General features: G+C 45.8%; 14 protein-coding genes and 1 pseudogene. 6 read left to right on the forward strand and 9 right to left on the reverse strand.

Annotated elements, in window-relative coordinates; translation table 11 throughout:
- Positions 1-18: 18 nt before the first annotated feature.
- A complete protein-coding gene (locus SPUTW3181_RS14020) occupies positions 19-393 on the forward strand; it encodes a DP-EP family protein (protein WP_011789962.1) in 375 nt (124 codons plus the stop codon).
- Between the two features lie 417 nt (positions 394-810).
- Here SPUTW3181_RS14020 and SPUTW3181_RS14025 read toward each other — a convergent pair whose 3' ends face one another.
- Entirely contained in the window at positions 811-1,845 is a 1,035-nt protein-coding gene (locus SPUTW3181_RS14025; RefSeq protein WP_011789963.1) for an IS110 family transposase, read from the reverse strand.
- Positions 1,846-2,000: 155 nt separating this feature from the next.
- On the opposite strand from SPUTW3181_RS14025, the pseudogene SPUTW3181_RS14030 reads away from it, so the two are divergent.
- The 4 genes and pseudogenes from SPUTW3181_RS14030 to SPUTW3181_RS14045 all read left to right on the forward strand — a co-directional run.
- Positions 2,001-2,597, forward strand: a pseudogene (locus SPUTW3181_RS14030) (alpha-amylase family glycosyl hydrolase); the annotation flags it as partial.
- A 320-nt stretch (positions 2,598-2,917) separates the two neighbouring features.
- A complete protein-coding gene (locus SPUTW3181_RS14035; RefSeq protein ID WP_011789965.1) occupies positions 2,918-3,937 on the forward strand; it encodes a sensor domain-containing diguanylate cyclase in 1,020 nt (339 codons plus the stop codon).
- 106 nt (positions 3,938-4,043) lie between these two features.
- Positions 4,044-6,719: an FAD-binding protein gene (locus tag SPUTW3181_RS14040; RefSeq protein ID WP_011789966.1), complete on the forward strand. Its 2,676-nt coding sequence runs from the start codon at positions 4,044-4,046 to the stop codon at positions 6,717-6,719.
- A 170-nt stretch (positions 6,720-6,889) separates the two neighbouring features.
- Positions 6,890-7,423: a lipocalin family protein gene (locus SPUTW3181_RS14045; RefSeq protein WP_041408221.1), complete on the forward strand. Its 534-nt coding sequence runs from the start codon at positions 6,890-6,892 to the stop codon at positions 7,421-7,423.
- Between the two features lie 106 nt (positions 7,424-7,529).
- Here the strand turns inward: SPUTW3181_RS14045 and SPUTW3181_RS14050 are convergent, their stop codons facing one another.
- Both SPUTW3181_RS14050 and SPUTW3181_RS14055 read right to left on the reverse strand, forming a co-directional pair.
- Positions 7,530-9,122, reverse strand: coding sequence for an ABC-F family ATPase (locus SPUTW3181_RS14050; RefSeq protein WP_083758266.1), 1,593 nt, complete (start codon positions 9,120-9,122; stop codon positions 7,530-7,532).
- Between the two features lie 347 nt (positions 9,123-9,469).
- The gene (locus SPUTW3181_RS14055) at positions 9,470-11,704 is read right to left on the reverse strand and encodes a heavy metal translocating P-type ATPase (RefSeq protein WP_011789969.1); all 2,235 of its coding nucleotides are present in this window, start codon (positions 11,702-11,704) and stop codon (positions 9,470-9,472) included.
- Between the two features lie 130 nt (positions 11,705-11,834).
- Here SPUTW3181_RS14055 and SPUTW3181_RS14060 point away from each other — a divergent pair, with 130 nt between their 5' ends.
- Entirely contained in the window at positions 11,835-12,236 is a 402-nt protein-coding gene (locus SPUTW3181_RS14060; protein WP_011789970.1) for a MerR family DNA-binding protein, read from the forward strand.
- Positions 12,237-12,243: 7 nt separating this feature from the next.
- On the opposite strand, the gene SPUTW3181_RS14065 is transcribed toward SPUTW3181_RS14060, so the two are convergent.
- The 6 genes from SPUTW3181_RS14065 to SPUTW3181_RS14090 form a co-directional block, all read right to left on the reverse strand.
- Complete coding sequence (locus SPUTW3181_RS14065; RefSeq protein ID WP_011789971.1) at positions 12,244-14,274, reverse strand: alpha/beta hydrolase family protein; 2,031 nt, start codon at positions 14,272-14,274, stop codon at positions 12,244-12,246.
- A 60-nt stretch (positions 14,275-14,334) separates the two neighbouring features.
- The gene (locus tag SPUTW3181_RS14070; protein ID WP_011789972.1) at positions 14,335-14,577 is read right to left on the reverse strand and encodes a hypothetical protein; all 243 of its coding nucleotides are present in this window, start codon (positions 14,575-14,577) and stop codon (positions 14,335-14,337) included.
- A 471-nt stretch (positions 14,578-15,048) separates the two neighbouring features.
- Positions 15,049-15,807, reverse strand: coding sequence for an SDR family oxidoreductase (locus SPUTW3181_RS14075; RefSeq protein WP_011789973.1), 759 nt, complete (start codon positions 15,805-15,807; stop codon positions 15,049-15,051).
- Between the two features lie 24 nt (positions 15,808-15,831).
- The gene (mmsB, locus tag SPUTW3181_RS14080) at positions 15,832-16,734 is read right to left on the reverse strand and encodes a 3-hydroxyisobutyrate dehydrogenase (protein ID WP_011789974.1); all 903 of its coding nucleotides are present in this window, start codon (positions 16,732-16,734) and stop codon (positions 15,832-15,834) included.
- 141 nt (positions 16,735-16,875) lie between these two features.
- The gene (locus SPUTW3181_RS14085; protein ID WP_011789975.1) at positions 16,876-18,018 is read right to left on the reverse strand and encodes an enoyl-CoA hydratase/isomerase family protein; all 1,143 of its coding nucleotides are present in this window, start codon (positions 18,016-18,018) and stop codon (positions 16,876-16,878) included.
- A complete protein-coding gene (locus tag SPUTW3181_RS14090; protein ID WP_011789976.1) occupies positions 18,018-18,791 on the reverse strand; it encodes an enoyl-CoA hydratase in 774 nt (257 codons plus the stop codon). The genes SPUTW3181_RS14085 and SPUTW3181_RS14090 overlap by 1 nt, the downstream gene beginning before the upstream one ends.
- Between the last annotated feature and the right edge of the window lie 58 nt (positions 18,792-18,849).

Genomic DNA, 18,849 nt, shown 5'->3' on the forward strand with positions numbered 1-18,849 from the left:
CCAACAAGGAAATATTATATGCAAAATACTTATGGTCAAGCGCACTATATTAAAGTTACCGTCACACTAGAAAATGGTGAACCTGTTTTTAGCTATACTGATGCCGAAGGCGCTGAATGCCAAGGCGATGTTACAGTCACAGCCGCTAGTACTATCACTTATCTACTTGATGACCAAACAGGAAAAGATCTAAAGTTCGTAGGCGCAGGATTTTTAACCCCATTCGATCAGATTATTGATGCTGTAACCTTAAGCAGTGATGGTAAACTGCTGCAAATGGTTGATCTGGACCACACACCAGGCACAACAAAATTCCAGTTTATATTAACAAATAGTACCAATACTCTAATGCTACTGAGTCCTGATCCAGAAATCATCAACGACCCAAATTAATCAAAACCGCAATAAATCGGGGACGGTAGCTTTTGCTAATGTGTCCCCTTTTTCTGCTTATCGGCCAAAAGCGGGGACCAAAAGCGGGGACATATATGGTCACCTTGGGGTTAGCAAGGTCAATGTCCTACTTTATTCAAACTAATTTGTGCTAATCGATAAATCACCTTTCACAACGGGGTATCAGTCGTTAATGGTTCGCGGTCTTGCGACATATATCCGGCGTCTGTTGCGCCCTAATGAGATCCAAATTGACGTCTTACCCTCCTTGGCAGCCATATGGCCTCGAAGGCCACTGTCCCGGTCAGGTTTTGGGTAAGACAAACCGTTTAACTCATTAATACCATTACCGCTGTTGTGCTTTGATGGACATTTATCTATTTACATTTTGAGTCTATTTACGCAAAAAACGCTGTATTATGCCACCACTTTACATGCCTTATTCATATCAAATACTTGTCTGCGGCTCATCACCACAAACACCATCCGCGCCATCTTATTTGCTAAGGCAACCGTCACTTTGCAGACGTGTTGGCGTTGTTTAAGCCGTTGGAGCCATTGACTAAGTGAGTCGTCTTTCTTATCGCACCAGTTCATCACGGTTCTTGCACCATGGATAAGTAACCGCCGAAGCGTTTGATTTCCGCGCTTGGTTATCTTGCCGAGCCGATTGGTCGTGCCACTACTGTATTGTGAAGGGGTTAGTCCTAGCCATGCCGCCAATTGCCGGCCATTTTTAAAATCATTCACTTCATTAATACTGGCTAATAATGTGGATGCGACGATAGGACCGACACCGGGGATAGTTAGCAATAATGGATACTGCGGCATGGCTTGGGCAAGGGCTAATATGTCCTGTGCAACTTGGTCGATTTGTTCATTTAAATACAACTGAAACTCATAGAGTCGTTGAATAAACCCTCTGGCAACCGTGGATAATTCGTTGTCAGCATCTTCAAGAATGAGCGGAATGGCTAACATCAACTGGCGGCGAGTCTTTGCGACAATCAGGCCGTATTCCGCAAGGAAACCACGCAGTTGATTGCAGTTAGCCGTGCGATTCTCCACCAAGCGTTCACGAATGCGCAGTAAAGATTGAATATCCTGCTGCTCGACCGTTTTTGGACGAAGTAGACTCACTTTAGGGCGACTAGCCGTTTCTCCGATAGCAACCGCATCATTGGCGTCATTTTTATTACCAACCAGCATAGCTTTCACCATTCTGGCGGGGATAAGCTTGACGGTATGGCCGAGCTTTTCGATAGCCCGTCCCCAGTAATTAGCACTGTAACAAGCTTCCATCACCACTAATGTCGGCTCGCATTGCCTGAGCGTATCAAGCAATGCTGGGCGATTGATTTTACGGTTAAAAGCAATCGTGTTATCTGGGTTAAATGCTGCCACTTGGAAGACTGTTTTTGCCAAATCAATGCTGATAAGTTTATAGTTCATATCGGTCACCTCGAGTCAGATTTTGTGCACCTAAATCATGGCACATTGCGATGCCGAGACCGAGGTGACCATCTCAGCAGCCATGTCTTTTTGTGCTTTATCCCCTCTTATACTAGCTTTTACATTATCTTGATTGCGTCTGTTTGGAGCGGATGATGACCTCGGCCAGAAGAATGCTTATCGATGCTAATACAACGCCCTTCTATCATGTGATAAATCGCTGTGTCAGAAGGGCTTTTCTGTGCGGTGAGGATAAACTCACAGGCCGCAGTTATGAGCATAGACGTGGCTGGATTGTCGATAAAATCAAAGCATTATCCACCATCTTTTGTATCGACATTTGCGCCTATGCCCTCTTTGCGAAATAGACAAGGAATAACCACTATCCCCTAGTACTCAAAATTGATATTGAGAAGGCGAAATCCTTAACGCAAAAAGAGATTATCAGCCGCTGGAGCCAAATCACTAAAGGCCATGCCATTACCACTAAGTATATGAATGGTGATGCATTAATCGAAGGAAAACACATGTTGCTCGATGGGTTAATTACCGAATGGCAAGAGCGATTGAGTAGTATTTCTTGCCTTTGATTTAAAGAAGAGGTGCGTTGTTTAAATGAAGAGATTGCCCGTAAAGCCAATCGAGAAGATGAGTGCAAAGGCGCCTTCTGGGAAGGTCGTTTTAAATCACAAGCACTGTTAGATGAGCAAGCACTACTGGCCTGTATGATGTATGTGGATTTAAATCCAATAGTCCATAGCCAAGCACTACATCCCGAGCAAATTAATGGACTCACACTGCGTTAAATTGCCCTAACAACAAATATTCGACTCAGTCTTAATGCTTAAGATTGGGGGATATTTAGCCCCAATCTTGCGAAATGTAAGCAAGCGCCCAGCTAACCATACTCCTAATCGCAGACAAAACGACTCAGAAGGTAAAATTTAAAACATTTAAAATCATCAAGTTAAATCAGAAGGTAAGCAGAAGGTATCTTTTCTTCCGCCAGAATAAAGTCATCCTCAGAAAAGCGCCTAGCGCAGATGATAAAAGTTCACGGAGAAAGATAATAATGACAAACTCACCGAAACTGGTACGCCAACAATCCGCTTTATCCATTGTCGATGATGCTGCATTGCCTGCAACTAAGCAGGTTAATGGGACTGAGTTACCGCTGAACTTTTTCGAGCATTCTTCCCTCCAGACCATTGAACTCTTTATTCAACATTTAACCGAGGTCGTTATCTTGGTTAATGCCAACGGCTTTATCCGATCTTGCAATCAGCGTAGTGCCGATCTATTGGATTGTCCTCAAGCCACGTTAACGGGACAAGATTGGCGCAACTTTTTGACCGAGCACCATCAAGCTCGCTATAACAACCTGCTGAGCAACGATATTAAATTAGGTAAAAACTGTGGTATTCCAGTAGAGCACTCCGCAGAGGAAATCACCTTAATCACGGCCTCTGGCAAGGCAAAAGAGGTCGAACTGTCAATCTCCTATATTCCGAGCCATGAGCCATTGTTCGTGATGGTGATGCATGATTTAACCCAACATAAAGAAGAAAACCAGAAGCTACGTAAGTTGGCTGCTACTGACTCACTAACGGGACTTGCGAACCGCCGCTACTTTGATGAAATACTGCAACACTATTGGGAAGAATGCACCGCTAAGCTGCGCCCTCTTAGCGTGGTGATTATTGATGTGGATTACTTTAAGGTGTTTAACGATCAGTTTGGTCATATCCAAGGTGATGAATGCCTTAGAAAAATTGCCAAAGTTATCGCAGACATAGTACCTCTCGACATTGGACTTGCTGCCCGTTACGGCGGCGAAGAGTTTGCGCTGATCCTACCCAATCATAATGCCAAAATGGCACTCACCATTGCCCAGAAAATACAGCAAGGGATTAATGCCCTACGTTTTACCGAGCAAGGCCTACGTGACTATGTCTCTGTCAGTGCAAGCCAAGGTATTGCCAGTGAGGTCAATGGACAGTTTCGTACCTCAATGGCAATGCTCTGCGCCGCCGATACCGCGCTGTACCGTGCAAAGGCCGATGGTCGCGACCGAATTAATACATCACTTTAAAAGGCTAAGCCCAGCATTTAGAGCTTAGCGCTTTAAAGGGTGAACCTGTTTATCTTGTTCACCCAATTAGGGAAATCATCAGCGGAAATAATAGGGACTGCAACAGATGAAACATAAGCCAACATCGACGAAAGAGACGAGTGTTACAGAAATAGTACTTCCTATAGGCACTTGCCCACTCGATATTTTTACCTTTCAATGCTGGTTAAAAACGACTCATGGCGGCCATATTTACCAGTATGCCAGTGAGCCAACCCAGACAGGATTTTCTGTCCAAATTAATTCACTGGGCCATATTGAATGCGCGATTAACACCACTTTACTTCGCATAGAGGCTATTTCAACTCTCGGAGGGCTTAATGATGATCATTGGCATTTATTATCCATCTGCTATCAATACAATGAAATAAAATGTTATATCGATAGTGAGATCACTCATATCCAACAGCAACATATTCCACTGATTACAGATGGTGCATCTTATTCAGATTTTTTGCTTTCCAATAAACATATTGATGCAATCTTTGATGGCAGCATTATTGACACAACACTGTTAAATCGCTGTTTATCGGATGCTGAAATATTCGATTATTACCAATACCCTTATCAGCAAAAAGTAATTACTGAAAACAATCTGCATATTTATCAAAAAAGGCATAGTGATCATGGTGAGACAGTTAATTTTATTAAACCAAAAAGACAAGAAGTCATGCTTATTATCTTTAATGATACTGAATATGACTTCAAAAAACTGACACCTAGTAGCAATCTATTTTTAAAGCAACTCCCTAATATCATTCCCGCCAATGAGCGCTGCGCCTATATTATTGAATCAAGCAATGAATGTTGGCCACATTTTATTTACCAAGTAGATTATATCGCCAGCGAGTGCATTGATATAAAAATCAGTGTTGATATTTTTAAGTCACTCACCCCTTATCGTTCCACTGTCCATATAAATGCCGTAGATGAACTTGAGTCTGATTGCCTTATAAACCAATCAACCGAAACCAGATTAAGTGCTGAAATTCGTATCAGCGAAAATACCGTCATTACTCAAGCAAAACATTTTATGCATTTTCTTAATGAGGTGCGCTCATATATTCGAGCTGAAAATATCATTACCAATGGACGCTATTATAGCGAACAACAATTTTTAGTGAGCACAGGTAAGCAAATGATTAACTACCAACTGGCTTGCCAACTCTTTAATCGACGCTTACAAAAAAGGCCCCTTGCGATTATTAAATGCACTAGTACCCATGATGTAAAAGTCGTCTATAAGGCCGCTATCGACTATAACTTGCCCATTAGTGTACGCTCCGGCGGGCACGATCATGAGGGGGAAAGTGGCCAAACTAATACTATAGTGATCGACCTAAGCAATATGGATAGTATTGAAATTGATCCCATCAGTGGCATTGCCGCGATTGGCCCGGGCACGACTATAGCCACACTAACGACGGCCCTCGCTAAAAAGGGCTTGATGATTCCCCATAGCACCACTGCAACAGTTGGCATATCTGGTTTTATAATGGGCGGCGGTTGGGGACCTTGGTGTCGTAAATACGGTATGTGCTGTGAATCATTATTACAGGCTGAAATTGTACTCGGTATAGGCGAAACCCAAGTCATCTCAGCAGCCAATAAACCCGAACTGCTGTGGGCCTTAAAAGGTGGTGGCGGCTTAAGTTATGGCATAGTCACGCGTTTTTTTGTACAAACCTTTCCCCTTCCCCCAAACCTGCTTAAGTTTGAACTTGAATGGAATTGCTATCAGCCCGAGACACAAACCTTAATCGAGACAACGCCTACAATGCGTTTACTCGAGCGTTGGGAAGAAACGATCAATGCCGATAATACATCCTGTTTGCTCGGCACCAATTTGAAGATCCAGACAAAGTCCCTAGCCAGTACGATGGCTGAAGCCTGCTCAAAACAAGGGGCTGAGTTAACACAAGAACCTAACCGAATCGGCACATGCATTACGGATTTTGACCCCAATTCAATCAAACATAATTGTGTTATGTACGGCCATTGGGAGGGAAATCTTGCCAGTTTAGACTACTTTATTAACAGTCAGTTTTCCGAGGTTGGTTTAAAGCCCGATCGCATTCGTATTGAGCCCTTAGGCGGACTTACCCAAGCCTATGGCGAACAATTAATGGAAAGTTGGAACAGAGAGTCGTTTCAATATTTACAGCAAAGCCAAGCGGCGTTGCAAGCATGGGGTCAAAACCTGCAGATGAAAGGGGTGAAGTGGCAGGACTTAAGTCAACCCGCGCCCCACAGAGTCACCTCACGTTTAGCGGATCAGACGGGGCTTAAAACGGGACATATTAACTTGCTTGAAAGCCTCACCTCGACGCAAACCCTTGAGGGAAACCGCCAATTAGGTCTTTTTACCTATGTCACACTTAATGCCATCGCTGGAGATTTTTATAGAAAAATCAGTGAATCACAACAAAAGCAGAGCGCTTTTCCCTATAAAGAAAAAGCCTATATTATCCAATATCAGGCATGGTGGAATGCAGAGCTAGAGGAAAAAGCCCAGCTCCATGACAACTCAGTTTACACAAGGATAAATCGAGCGCTGGATTGGATTGATGCCTGCCGCGATGCAGACATTCCCAATACTTCGGGGGCTTTTATTAGTTATAAGGACAAAACAATACCCACCGCAGTGTACTTTGCGCAACACTATGCCCAATTGCAGCGAATTAAAGGGGCTTATTGCCAAGATCCCTTAAACCATTTCCGATCACGAAAATCGATTATTTAATCTATTCAATTAAGCGCTGTCGGTTTGATGATAAAACATCAGCATAACCCACGGATGGATAAACCAGACAAAAGTGAAAGCGGTACACATCGCGGAGGGATAGATTGAATTTGCCAAGGTTAAGATATTGCGAGACTATCATTAGCAGTCGTTAACTTTTGGAGTTTGTGTTGAAAAAACTACTTTTAATGATCTGTGTATTAATACTGACTGGCTGCTTGGGTATGCCTAAAAATGTTCAACCCGTAAGTGACTTTGAACTCAATCGCTACTTAGGGAAATGGTACGAAATTGCGAGGCTCGACCACTCCTTCGAGCGCGGGTTAACCCAAGTCACCGCCGAATACAGCCTTAAGCCCGATGGTGGCGTAAAGGTGATTAATCGGGGCTATTCCGCCGCTAAACAGGAATGGAAAGAAGCCGAAGGTAAAGCCTATTTTGTGAATGGGGACAATGAAGCCTACTTAAAAGTCTCTTTCTTTGGGCCGTTTTATGGTGCCTATGTGGTGTTTGGACTCGACCAACAAGACTACCAATACGCCTTTATCTCTGGGCCAGATACGGATTATTTATGGTTACTGGCCAGAACCCCAACGGTATCCCCCGAGGTAATTCAGCAATTTATCAAGATGGCTAAAGCCAAAGGTTTTGATACTGATAGCTTAATTTATGTCGAGCAAAAGAGCGCCGAGGTAAAGCAATAGCCGCTTAGCCAAGGCAAACACTAGAGGCAAACACCATAAATAAAAACGCCGCTCAATATGAGCGGCGTTTTTATTTAAACAAGGTTTAAGCACTTAAGGCAAACAATTAGCCTTCAATACCTTTGCTCGCAAGGAACTCATCATAGGTGCCTTTGAAATCATTTACACCTCTAGAAGTAATTTCAATAATACGGTTAGCCAATGATGATACAAATGCACGATCGTGACTCACAAACAACAAAGTGCCTTCGTACTTTTCTAAGGCGTTGTTTAATGACTCAATCGATTCCATATCCATATGGTTGGTCGGTTCGTCGAGCATCAAAATATTGGCTTTTTGCATAATGAGCTTGCCAAATAACATCCGGCCCTTCTCACCACCCGACAGCACTTTGACTGACTTTTTAATGTCGTCAGAACCAAACAACATACGACCTAAAATACCACGTACCGATTGGTCATCGTCTTCAGGTTTACGCCATTGGCTCATCCATTCAAATAAGGTCATATCATTTGCAAAATCAGACTCATGATCCTGTGCATAGTAGCCAATGTTGGCGTTTTCAGACCATTGAATATGACCTTCATCCTGCGGAATATCATGGATAAGCGTTCGTAACAATGTCGTTTTACCGACACCGTTCTCACCTAAAATCGCGATACGCTCGCCCACTTCAACGATTAAGTTCAAGTCTTTGAATAACGGTGTGTCATAACCTTTAGTTAAGTTTTCAACCACTAAGGCATTGCGGAACAGTTTCTTTTCTTGCTCGAAACGAATAAAGGGGTTCACGCGGCTAGAGGCTTTGACTTCATCTAGCTTAATTTTGTCGATTTGACGGGCGCGGGACGTCGCTTGTTTTGCCTTAGAAGCGTTGGCAGAGAAACGTGCAACGAAGGTTTGCAGCTCAGAAATTTGGGCTTTTTTCTTCGCATTATCCGCAATTAAACGCTCACGGGCTTGGGTAGCCGCTTGCATATATTCGTCGTAGTTACCAGGGTAAACGCGCAGTTCACCGTAGTCTAAGTCCGCCATATGGGTACAGACTGAGTTTAAAAAGTAACGGTCGTGGGAAATAATGATCATGGTGCTATCGCGTTGGTTCAATACGTCCTGTAACCAGCGAATGGTATCGATGTCCAAGTTGTTGGTGGGTTCGTCAAGCAGCAGTACATCGGGATCGGAGAACAGGGCTTGGGCTAACAACACCCGCAGTTTTAAGCCCGGAGCAATTTCAGACATCAAACCAAAATGGGTTTCAATGCCAATACCCACACCTAACAACAATTCACCCGCGCGAGATTCGGCGGTGTAACCGTCCATTTCGGCAAATTCCATCTCAAGGTTTGCCACGGCAATGCCGTCTTCTTCACTCATTTCGGGTAAAGAATAAATTCGATCACGCTCTTGTTTAACCTTCCACAGTTCACTGTGCCCCATGATCACTGTATCGATAAGCGTGTATTCCTCATAACCGAATTGGTTCTGGCTCAACTTACCCAGACGCTCATTCACATCCAAAGACACGTTGCCGCTGCTTGGTTCTAGATCACCGCAAAGGATCTTCATGAAGGTTGATTTACCACAGCCGTTCGCACCGATAAGACCGTAACGGTTACCGCCGCCAAATTTAACTGAGATGTTTTCAAACAGTGGCTTAGCGCCAAACTGCATGGTGATATTCGCTGTTGTGATCAAAATGAACTTCCAAATCGAGTAATGTTGGTTAGATTTTTGGCAATGCAACTAAGCATAAACCCATTTTATCAAACCTGAGGGGGTAAAAATAAACGTGGCACTATAGCAGTTTGGGCTAAATTATCAACTAAAAAGACCTCAGCCATTCGCGTGGAATTAAGCGCCGCACTCTGCTAACTCGAGTGCCTAACCACTTAATCCCACTGCAATTTCACGCTTTATTCTGTCCTATTTTCACAGGCTCTGATGACAAATGAATGATCTTAACTCACTAAGTTCAACGGCGTTCAACGGCTAAGCCTTGCCTTGGCGGCTTAATCCACATCGGATCTACGTTAAGGCAAAGGCTATAACTTCTGTTTCCTTAAACGATTGGCGTTGGTTACCACGGTAAGCGAAGATAATGCCATGGCGGCACCTGCAATCACGGGGCTTAACAACATCCCGGTTAGGGGATAAAGTACCCCCGCCGCCACCGGAATACCTAAACTGTTATACACAAAAGCACCAAAGAGATTCTGCTTAATATTGGTGATGGTTGCGCGCGATAGGGCTAATAAGTTAGCGATCACTATCAGTTGATGTGAAAGTAGTGTCATATCGGCACTCTCAATCGCCACCTCAGTACCCGATCCCATGGCAATGCCGACGTCAGCGCTCATTAAAGCTGGTGCATCGTTAATGCCATCACCCACCATAGCGACGATATGCCCTTGTTGTTGCAATGCTTTAATATGTTGTTGTTTTTGCTCTGGTAATACACCTGCAATCACTTCGGTAATGCCCACTTGGTCCGCCACTGCCTGCGCGGTTTGTGGATTATCGCCCGTAAGTAACACAACGCGAATATCCTGCTGTAGCATGGCGCTGATGGCTGTTTTTGCATCAATTTTAATCGGATCGGCAAGGGCAATAGTGGCCACTAACTTACCCGCTTTGGCGACATAAATTGGGGTTTTACCTTGGTTGGCAAAGCTTAATGTCGCACTAGGATCTAAGGCGCTGCCATCGGAATTTACAATATCCAATGCCGTCATCAAGGCGAGATTACCGATCGCTAGCGATACACCATCAACCTTGCCTTCAATCCCCTTACCTTGATGGTTCGTAAATGCCTGCGTTTCGGGCAATGGCGAGAGTGACTCCTTAGCATAACTGACAATCGCCCCCGCTAAGGGATGCTCAGAGTGTTGCTCTAGGCTAGCAATTTCGCCCAGTAAGGCTCCTTTATCAGTATCACTTAGTGCTTGCACTAACATGAAATCAGTGACTTGTGGCTTACCTAAGGTAACTGTGCCCGTTTTATCCAGCACCACGCAATCAACCCTGCTCGCCGTTTGTAATGCCTCACCGTTTTTAACTAATACGCCCATTTGTGCCGCTCGCCCTACCGCGACCATAATGGACATCGGTGTTGCCAGCCCCAGCGCACAGGGGCAAGCGATAATCAACACGCTGGTGAGCACGACGAGTGCATGACTTAAGGCGGGCGCAGGCCCAACAAAGTACCAGATAGCCGCCGCTAGCAGCGCAATCGCCACCACTGTTGGAACAAATACCGCGGAGATCTTATCGGCCAATCGCCCTATGGGTAATTTTGATGTTTGTGCCTCTTGCACCAGTGCAATAATTTTTGCAAGCCGCGTATCTTGTGGCCCAGCCGTCACGCGATACACCAAACTGCCATTACCGTTAACCGTCCCCGCGCTTAGGTTATCCCCCATATTTTTCACGACGGGAATGGGCTCACCCGTGAGCATGGCTTCATCTAACAATGATTGCCCCATTTCAACAATACCATCGAGGGCCACTCTGTCTCCCGGGCGTAAACGCAGTTTATCGCCCAGTTTCAACTGACTTATCTCAACCTGCTCATCGCCCTTATCACCGATACGAATCGCAGTGGTGGATTGAAGCCCGAGCAAACGCTGCACCGCCTCGCTGGTTTTGCCACGCGCTTTAAGCTCTAGCGCGTGACCTAGGTTAATCAAACCTAAAATCATCACACTCGCCTCAAAGTAAACATGGCGAGTATCCAAAGGAAATACATTTGGCAGTATGACCACCAGCATGGAATAAGCCCATGCCGTACTGGTACCCAGCACGATTAAGGTATCCATATTGGTGGTTTTGGCCTTGAGCGCCCGCCACATCCCCTGATAAAAATGCCTTCCCGTGGTCACCAGCAAAAGTAGCGTGATAAGCCCCATAATGCCCCAACCTAATTGCATACTCGGGCTATTGATCATCATTTCGCCGCCCAGTAATCCCCATAACATCATAGGAATACCAATCGCGAGCGCGATAATAGCTTGGCGCATTCTAAGCCGATACTCGGCCGCATCCTCAAGGCGTTTTTCTTCGGCTGCGGCCTTGGCATCGACAATCACTTCAGCCGAAAACCCCGCGCTCGCCATCAGCTCAATCGCGACATCGGCACCCATAGTGCCATTAATGGTCACTTGTTTATCGGCAAGATTTACCCGAGCTTCTACTCCTTCTTGGACAGCAAACGCCTTTTCAATCTTGGCAACACAGCCAGCACAATTCATATTGGTAACATAGAGTCTAATCAATGACATGAAATATTCCTCACTTGCACTTGAACGCGATAGGGTTAAGATAAAGTCTCCCATCACGGGAGAGTCAAGGAAGAATTGATTGAATGCGATCCAGTCGAAATTTTTAGGTACGCAGCTTACCGAGGTTTAAATGAAAATAGGCGAAGTGGCTAAACAAACAGGTTTAAGCGTTAAGAGTATTCGTTATTATCACGATATTGGCCTAGTACATGCCGAACGCAATGAGGCAGGTTACCGAGTTTATCGCCCCCACGATATTGAGTCACTTAAGTTTGTTCACCAGTGCCGCGATCTGGGATTTAGTCTAGATGACTGTAAACTGCTGCTCGGGTTAAGGGATAATGAAAGCCGCAATGCCGAAGATGTTAGACAACTCACTCGCCGCCATCTTGCCTATGTTGAACAGCAAATTGTGAAATTACAAAATCTGCGAACACAACTGCAACATATGGTGACTCAATGCCAAGGAGGTTCGCAGCCCCATTGCGCCATTATTGATAGCCTTAACCTTGAGCTTAAATCAACCTCATAAAACTGAACTAATGTAAGGCTGCCGCATTATCCAGCACGAGCTCAGGCAATTTACCTGCAGGAGTAAATTGAAACACTTTCCCATAAAATGCGAGTTCCATTTCTAATCCTGCGGCCTTATGTTCAGGCTTTCTCCCACCATGAGGCTCATCGTCATGGGCGATATAAGCTGTTGGCACGCCCTTGGCTTTAAGCGCTTCATAGATTTTTTGTGATTGATGAGCAGGGACAATTTGATTTCTCAGCCCTTGAAAGATAAGGAGTGGCTCATTAAACCCTTCTAAATGATTTAGCGGTGATAACTCACGGTAACGACTTGGGTTATCGGCATAGGGGCCAATCAGTTGATCTAAATAACCCGCCTCAAACTTATGGGTACCTTTGGCAAGCTGCTCGAAATCACTGATCCCCTCGTAACTCACTCCCGCATGGAATACATCATAAAAAGCTAATGATGACATCACTGTCAAACCGCCCGCGCTGATCCCTCGAATCGCCAGTTTGCTGCCATCTACCCAGCCTTTCGCGACTAAATACTTGGCCGCGTTAATCGCATCTTCCACATCACTCTGCCCCCATTTTCCATAGAGACTTTGACGATAAGCACGCCCAAAACCACTACTTCCGCGAAAATTTAAATCGAGCACCGCAAAACCGCGACTGGTCCAAAACTGAATATCACTACGATAGGCAAGACTCGCACGCGCGGTAGGACCACCGTGTAACATCACAATTAACGGCGGACGAGTATCATGGGGCGCAACATACTTAGGATTCACTGGTGCATAAAAATAGCCATATGCCTGCTGATCTTCACCCGTTGTGAAGGCAATATTCCTTGCCCGTGAAATATAGTTAGGATCAAGTTTTGGCAATGCGGGGGCATACACAAGCTCTGTACCACGCCCTACAACTTGGTAAACACCTTGTTCTGGCGTCGCCTTAGCCCCAACAAAATAAACCCCATCCTCTCCCTTAATAACTTGGGTTATTTCTGCAAAATCAACCGCCAAAGATTCAGTTAAACCCGAGTCTAAATAGATCCTAATCAAAGCAGCCTGATTTCCTTCAACATAGCTGGCGATAAGCGTATTGGCCGATTCAAAGGCATAATTATGATTACCTAAGCGCCAATCAGGCACTGCAAACTCGGCATTTTTGGTAAACACAGGTACAAGCAAACCCGCTGATGTCACACGATAAATATTCCACCAATTGCTGATATCTGCGACGACATAAAGCTGTCCATCCGGGCTGAACAAAGGTTGAGTCACAGAGGAATGTTCAGGAGTGACTATCTTTCGGATATTTTTTAATTGGCCTTTACGATCTAAATCCCCTAGCCATAACACACTGTTGTCCCAAGGCATGTAGGGATGTTCCCATGTTATCCACGCAAGCTGAGTGTTATCAGGAGAAATAGTGGGTGAAGCAATAAAATCATGCCCCGAGACAAAGGTATCGCCCTCACCTGCGAAATTAAGATTAATCGTCACTAAACTCGCCTTAGGTTCACCTTCTTGGCGGTGATCTTCACGCACACAGATAATGCGCGAACCTTTTGGATAGGCGATACAATCCGCATGACGAGTGCCATTAGGGGTTAGGGGCAGAGGTGGTTGATTCGGTGCAAAACGGTAAAAAAGCTGATCCTGTAACTTGGTGGCAAATAAGCTCTGGCCAATCCCCAAAAATGCCGCGCCACCATATTCATGAACCGTAGATTTAACATTGAACTCAGGGGAAACCACTTCAATGACATTAGCATTCTTGTCAAGGCGCTTAATCCCCACTTTACCTTGGGACTTGCCACTCGATTCGGCAAAGTAAATGGCATTACCCACACTTTGTAACTCGGCCACGCTATCGGCCTGTTCAAACACATTTACCGCCGACAACGGGGATTGCCAACTACCATAAGGCGCCACAATACGATCGCCATATTCTTTCGCTGGTGTGTCCGTGATTTGCGTACGCTCACAACCGCTAAGCAGCAATATTGCGCTTAACAGAGATGGAAGATAGCGTCCTAACTCCATTGTTTTCCCCATGTTTGCTAATATCACAAACTAAAACAAAATCTTAATTTACCCTAAGGGCTATTTTTTAAATTTGTTGATAAACCAATTTAACACTTTTATTTGTTGTACCTGAGTCAACCCGAAATAGATGCAAATCCAAGGTGAGACAAGGAAAAACCATGGGATCACAGCGACAGAGCGACCACTGAAGAGCAGAAAAAAGAACCCACAGTAAATCACAATCAGCCCAAGCACACCCACGATTAACATCATGCGCTTAGTGATTTTCTCAAGCCAGAGGGCTTTTTCCTGCCAAGACATCCAGATTTCAAGCTCCATGACATGCTATACACATGTTTGTAAAGTTATGTAAAAAAACGGGTGGGAGATTGTTGAAGGTTAACAACGAAATGTCAACTCCGACAAGCTAATTCCAATTATACCAATCACATTAAATATCTAATCAGTTCAGAGCCTCACAGGCATCTCAATCCAAGGCGCATTGACGCTGAAATGGTCATTCCCTTTTAAGTTAATGCAACACGGGAGTGGGATGCCTGTGTGGCTCCCGAAGGGCGGGTTTCAACGCGCTTTATACTGCGTTGAAGGCTTTTGACAGAGCACCACTATGCCTTCAAGCCTTCGCCTTGTCTAAAGCGCGTTGAACTCCCGCTGAATGAACAGATATTTAATACGATTGGTATTATATAGACAAAATTACCCGTGACGCCATCGAGCAATAAAAAACCGAGCAAACGCTCGGTTTATTTTAATATCAATGAGATACAAATATCACAACCGAATACCACCATCGATTTCAAACACTCGACCATTAACATAATCGTTTTCAATAATAAAACGTACGGTGGAAGCTATCTCATCGGCATGACCTAAGCGGCCAACAGGCACTAACTTCTCTAAACGTTCCAGCGCTTCAGGCTTCATTGCCGCCGTCATCTCGGTTGCGATCACGCCCGGTGCAACCGCTGCGCTACGGATATTGTAACGCGCTAATTCCGTTGCCCAGCCGACAGACATAGCCGCAACACCCGCTTTTGAAGCCGCGTAGTTTGACTGACCCATATTGCCCGCCTTAGCAAGGCTAGAGATGTTAACAATCACCCCCGCTTGACCCGATTCAATCATGGCCGCTGCGGCCTCTCGGCCACAGAGGAAACTACCAGTCAGGTTCACATTGATCACCGATTGGAATTGCTCGTAAGACATACGATCAGTGACCTTGCCGTCTTTGGCTTTGACTAACATGCCATCACGCAGAATACCGGCGTTGTTCACTAATACGTTTACTTGGCCAAAGTCTTCGAGAATATAGGCAAAACCAGCAACGACATCTTCTTCGTCGGTAATGTCTAAGGCATAACCTTGGACTTCAGTGTCCGATCCTAGCTCAGCACAGGCTCGCTCGAGTTTCTCTTGGTCCACATCGATAAGCGCCAACTTAGCACCCGCCTGCGCAAAATTTTGCGCCATTGCTAGGCCTAAGCCACCCGCGCCGCCAGTAATGACGACAACCTTATCTTTTAAATCCATCTGGTGATCCCTTGTTATCTGTGTCTATTTTTTAAGTGGTGCAAATTGTTCAAATATACTGGAAAAATCTCGGCGACCATTGCCTTGTCTTGCATGATTGACATACAAACTGCGGGCTAAAGCGCCCATTGGCGTACTAGAGTTGCTCAATAATGCAGCTTCTTGTGACAGACCGAGATCTTTGACCATCAAATCTACCATAAAGCCACCCTGATAGCCCTTAGAAGAAGGCACCGTTTCCATCACGCCTGGGCAGGGATTGTACTTCTCAAGCGTCCAGTTTCCGCCACTGCTGACCTTCATAATATCCGATAGCACTTTAGGATCGAGACCATGGTCAATCCCCATTTGCAGGGCTTCAGAAGTACCGACCATCAGCACAGATAACAACATGTTATTGCAGATTTTAGCGACTTGCCCCGCCCCTGGACCGCCTGCGTGGAAGATATTCACACCCATAGCCTTAAGTACGGGCTGTGCACGTTCAAAAGCGGAATCCGAGCCACCACAAATAAAAGTTAAGGTGCCCGCCGCCGCGCCTGCCGTGCCGCCAGAAACCGGTGCATCCATAAATTCGATGCCACTTTTAGCCGCCTCGGCCGCCACGAGTTGTGCGCTTTGCGCATCGATGGTTGAACAATCGATAAGCAAGGTATCACCTGCAACTACTTCAAGCAGACCTTTGTCTGTTCCATTGCCTAAATATAAGTTTTTTACATGCTTGCCCGCAGGCAACATAGTAATCACCACACTTGCGCCCGCCGCAGCGCCGCAGGCGGTACTTGATACTAAGGCGCCTTTTTCGGCCAATTGCTGCATAGCCTCGGGGACTAAATCAAAGACGCGAACCGTCATACCCGCTTTTAATAAATTGGCCGCCATTGGGCCGCCCATATTACCTAAACCGATAAAGGCTACTGTACTCATGCCGTCACTCCTGTGTGCTGTTCTTTGTTAGTGTTGTGATAATGCTAGTCCGCTAATGATGCCGTCACTATCACAGAGTAAAGTGAACTTGGCTAAGCCTATAAACACAGCGCTTAGCCAACTCAACCAGCCCTTAAACGCTTAACTCAGTTGGTTAAAAGGATGTGCCTCGCCCCATGGAGAAGCCAATATTTGCTCAAGTACCGCTGTGGGCACTGAGTTAACATCCTTAAAACGCCATTGAGGTTTCTTGTCTTTATCGATCAAGAGTGCACGTACACCTTCACAGAAATCACCGTGGGCGCAGACGTTAACACTTGTCGTTAATTCCCATTTAAAACATTGGGCTAGACTTAATTTTGAACCAAGCTGTGCTTGGATATAGACTAAATGCCAACTGATAGGACTACCCGCAAGAAAAGTATCCCGCGCCTTGATTAGCCACTTTTCTTCCGATATCAGTGTTGACATACGTGCTGCAATATCTTGTAAACTCCCCGCCATCAACCTGTCGATAATCTCTTGGCTTTCAGCTAATACACTCTCGCCCTTAGGAATATCCACTTGGTTAGACAGCTCGTTGATCATGCTATCTAAACGTTGGTGATTAAGCGCTGGCGTATCGCTCCAATCTAAGGTTGCCATAGCATCAAACATCAGCTCTTTGTCATCGCGGTTCAGATAATGATCGGCCAATCCCACATAACAGGCATCGGCGGCATTGAGTTGATAGGCGGTCAATCCCAAAAACAATCCCATCTTGCCCTGCATACGATTAAGGAAATAACTGCCGCCCACATCGGGATACAGGCCGATGGTGACTTCTGGCATGGCGATGCGCGAGGTTTCGGTAACGACTCTGTGGCTCGCGCCCGCCATCAAACCGAGCCCGCCGCCCATGACTATGCCATCGCCCCACACCAACACAGGTTTACCGTAGGTATGCAGTAGATGATCGAGGCGATATTCCTCCTCGAAGAAAACCTTGGTTACTTCAGTCACTTGCCCTTTGGCGGCAATGGAAGCATGGTATAAAGCCCGCACATCACCCCCGGCACAAAAGGCCTTCTCACCGCTGCCATCTAATACGATGCAAGCGATCAGGGGATCTTTCTTCCACAGATTCAGCTGCGCCGTCATAGCGCGCACCATGCCTAAATCTAAGGCGTTGAGGGCTTTTTCCACATTGAGTGTCACCACCCCAATCAACTTGCCGGAAGCGGTGGCTAAGGTCTGAAACACCACATTTTGTGTGGTCGTGGCCCGATCTACTACTTGAGTCATTAGCGGTTTCTCCACTCGGCTTTACGTTTCCCTAAAAACGCATTCACACCTTCGGCCTGATCTTCGGTATCAAATAATCCGACAAAGAGTTCGCGTTCAATCGGCAGTGCTTGGCTACGCGCCATAGTGCGCCCCGCTTGAATAAGCGTCTTGCACGCTGTCACGCTGCTTGGGCTCTGATTAGCCACTTTGACGGCTAAGGCGATTGCCGCATTAAGGGCCTCACCCGTGTCGACCACTTCTTCCACTAAACGCAGATTCAATGCCTGAGTCGCATCGATGCGCTCACCGCATAAAATCATCCGCTTAGCCCAACCTTCACCGACTAATGCGGTCAGATTCTGGGTGCCACCCGCACAGGGTAATAAACCGACAGTCGCTTCGGGTAATGCCATTACAGCTTGAATTTCGGCGATACGAATATCGCAGGCGAGCGCGACTTCTAAGCCGCCGCCCATGGCATAGCCGTTAATTGCGGCAATCGACACACCGCGGAATTGGCTTAAGGTTTCAAAGGCTTCACCAAAATGCTTTGCCATTGTCGCCGCATTGCCTTTGTCACCATCGCTAAACAGTTTTAAATCGGCGCCGGCGGAGAAGAACTTTTGCCCTTGGCCCGTTAACACTAAGGCGTAAATCTCTTTATTGGCATTCAGCTCAAGCACTTTGGCTTTAAGCGCCTGCAAACTCTCGGCGGTCCAAGTGTTGGCTGGCGGATTATTCATCGTCAGAATGGCCGTGTGGCCTTCGATACGTTCAACTAAATATTCCATCTTTATAGACTCCTTTTCTGTTATCGCCGACCGGTAAGTCACGCATATTGCGCGTTGA

Source organism: Shewanella sp. W3-18-1 (genome assembly GCF_000015185.1).
Classification (GTDB): Bacteria; Pseudomonadota; Gammaproteobacteria; order Enterobacterales; family Shewanellaceae; genus Shewanella; species Shewanella putrefaciens.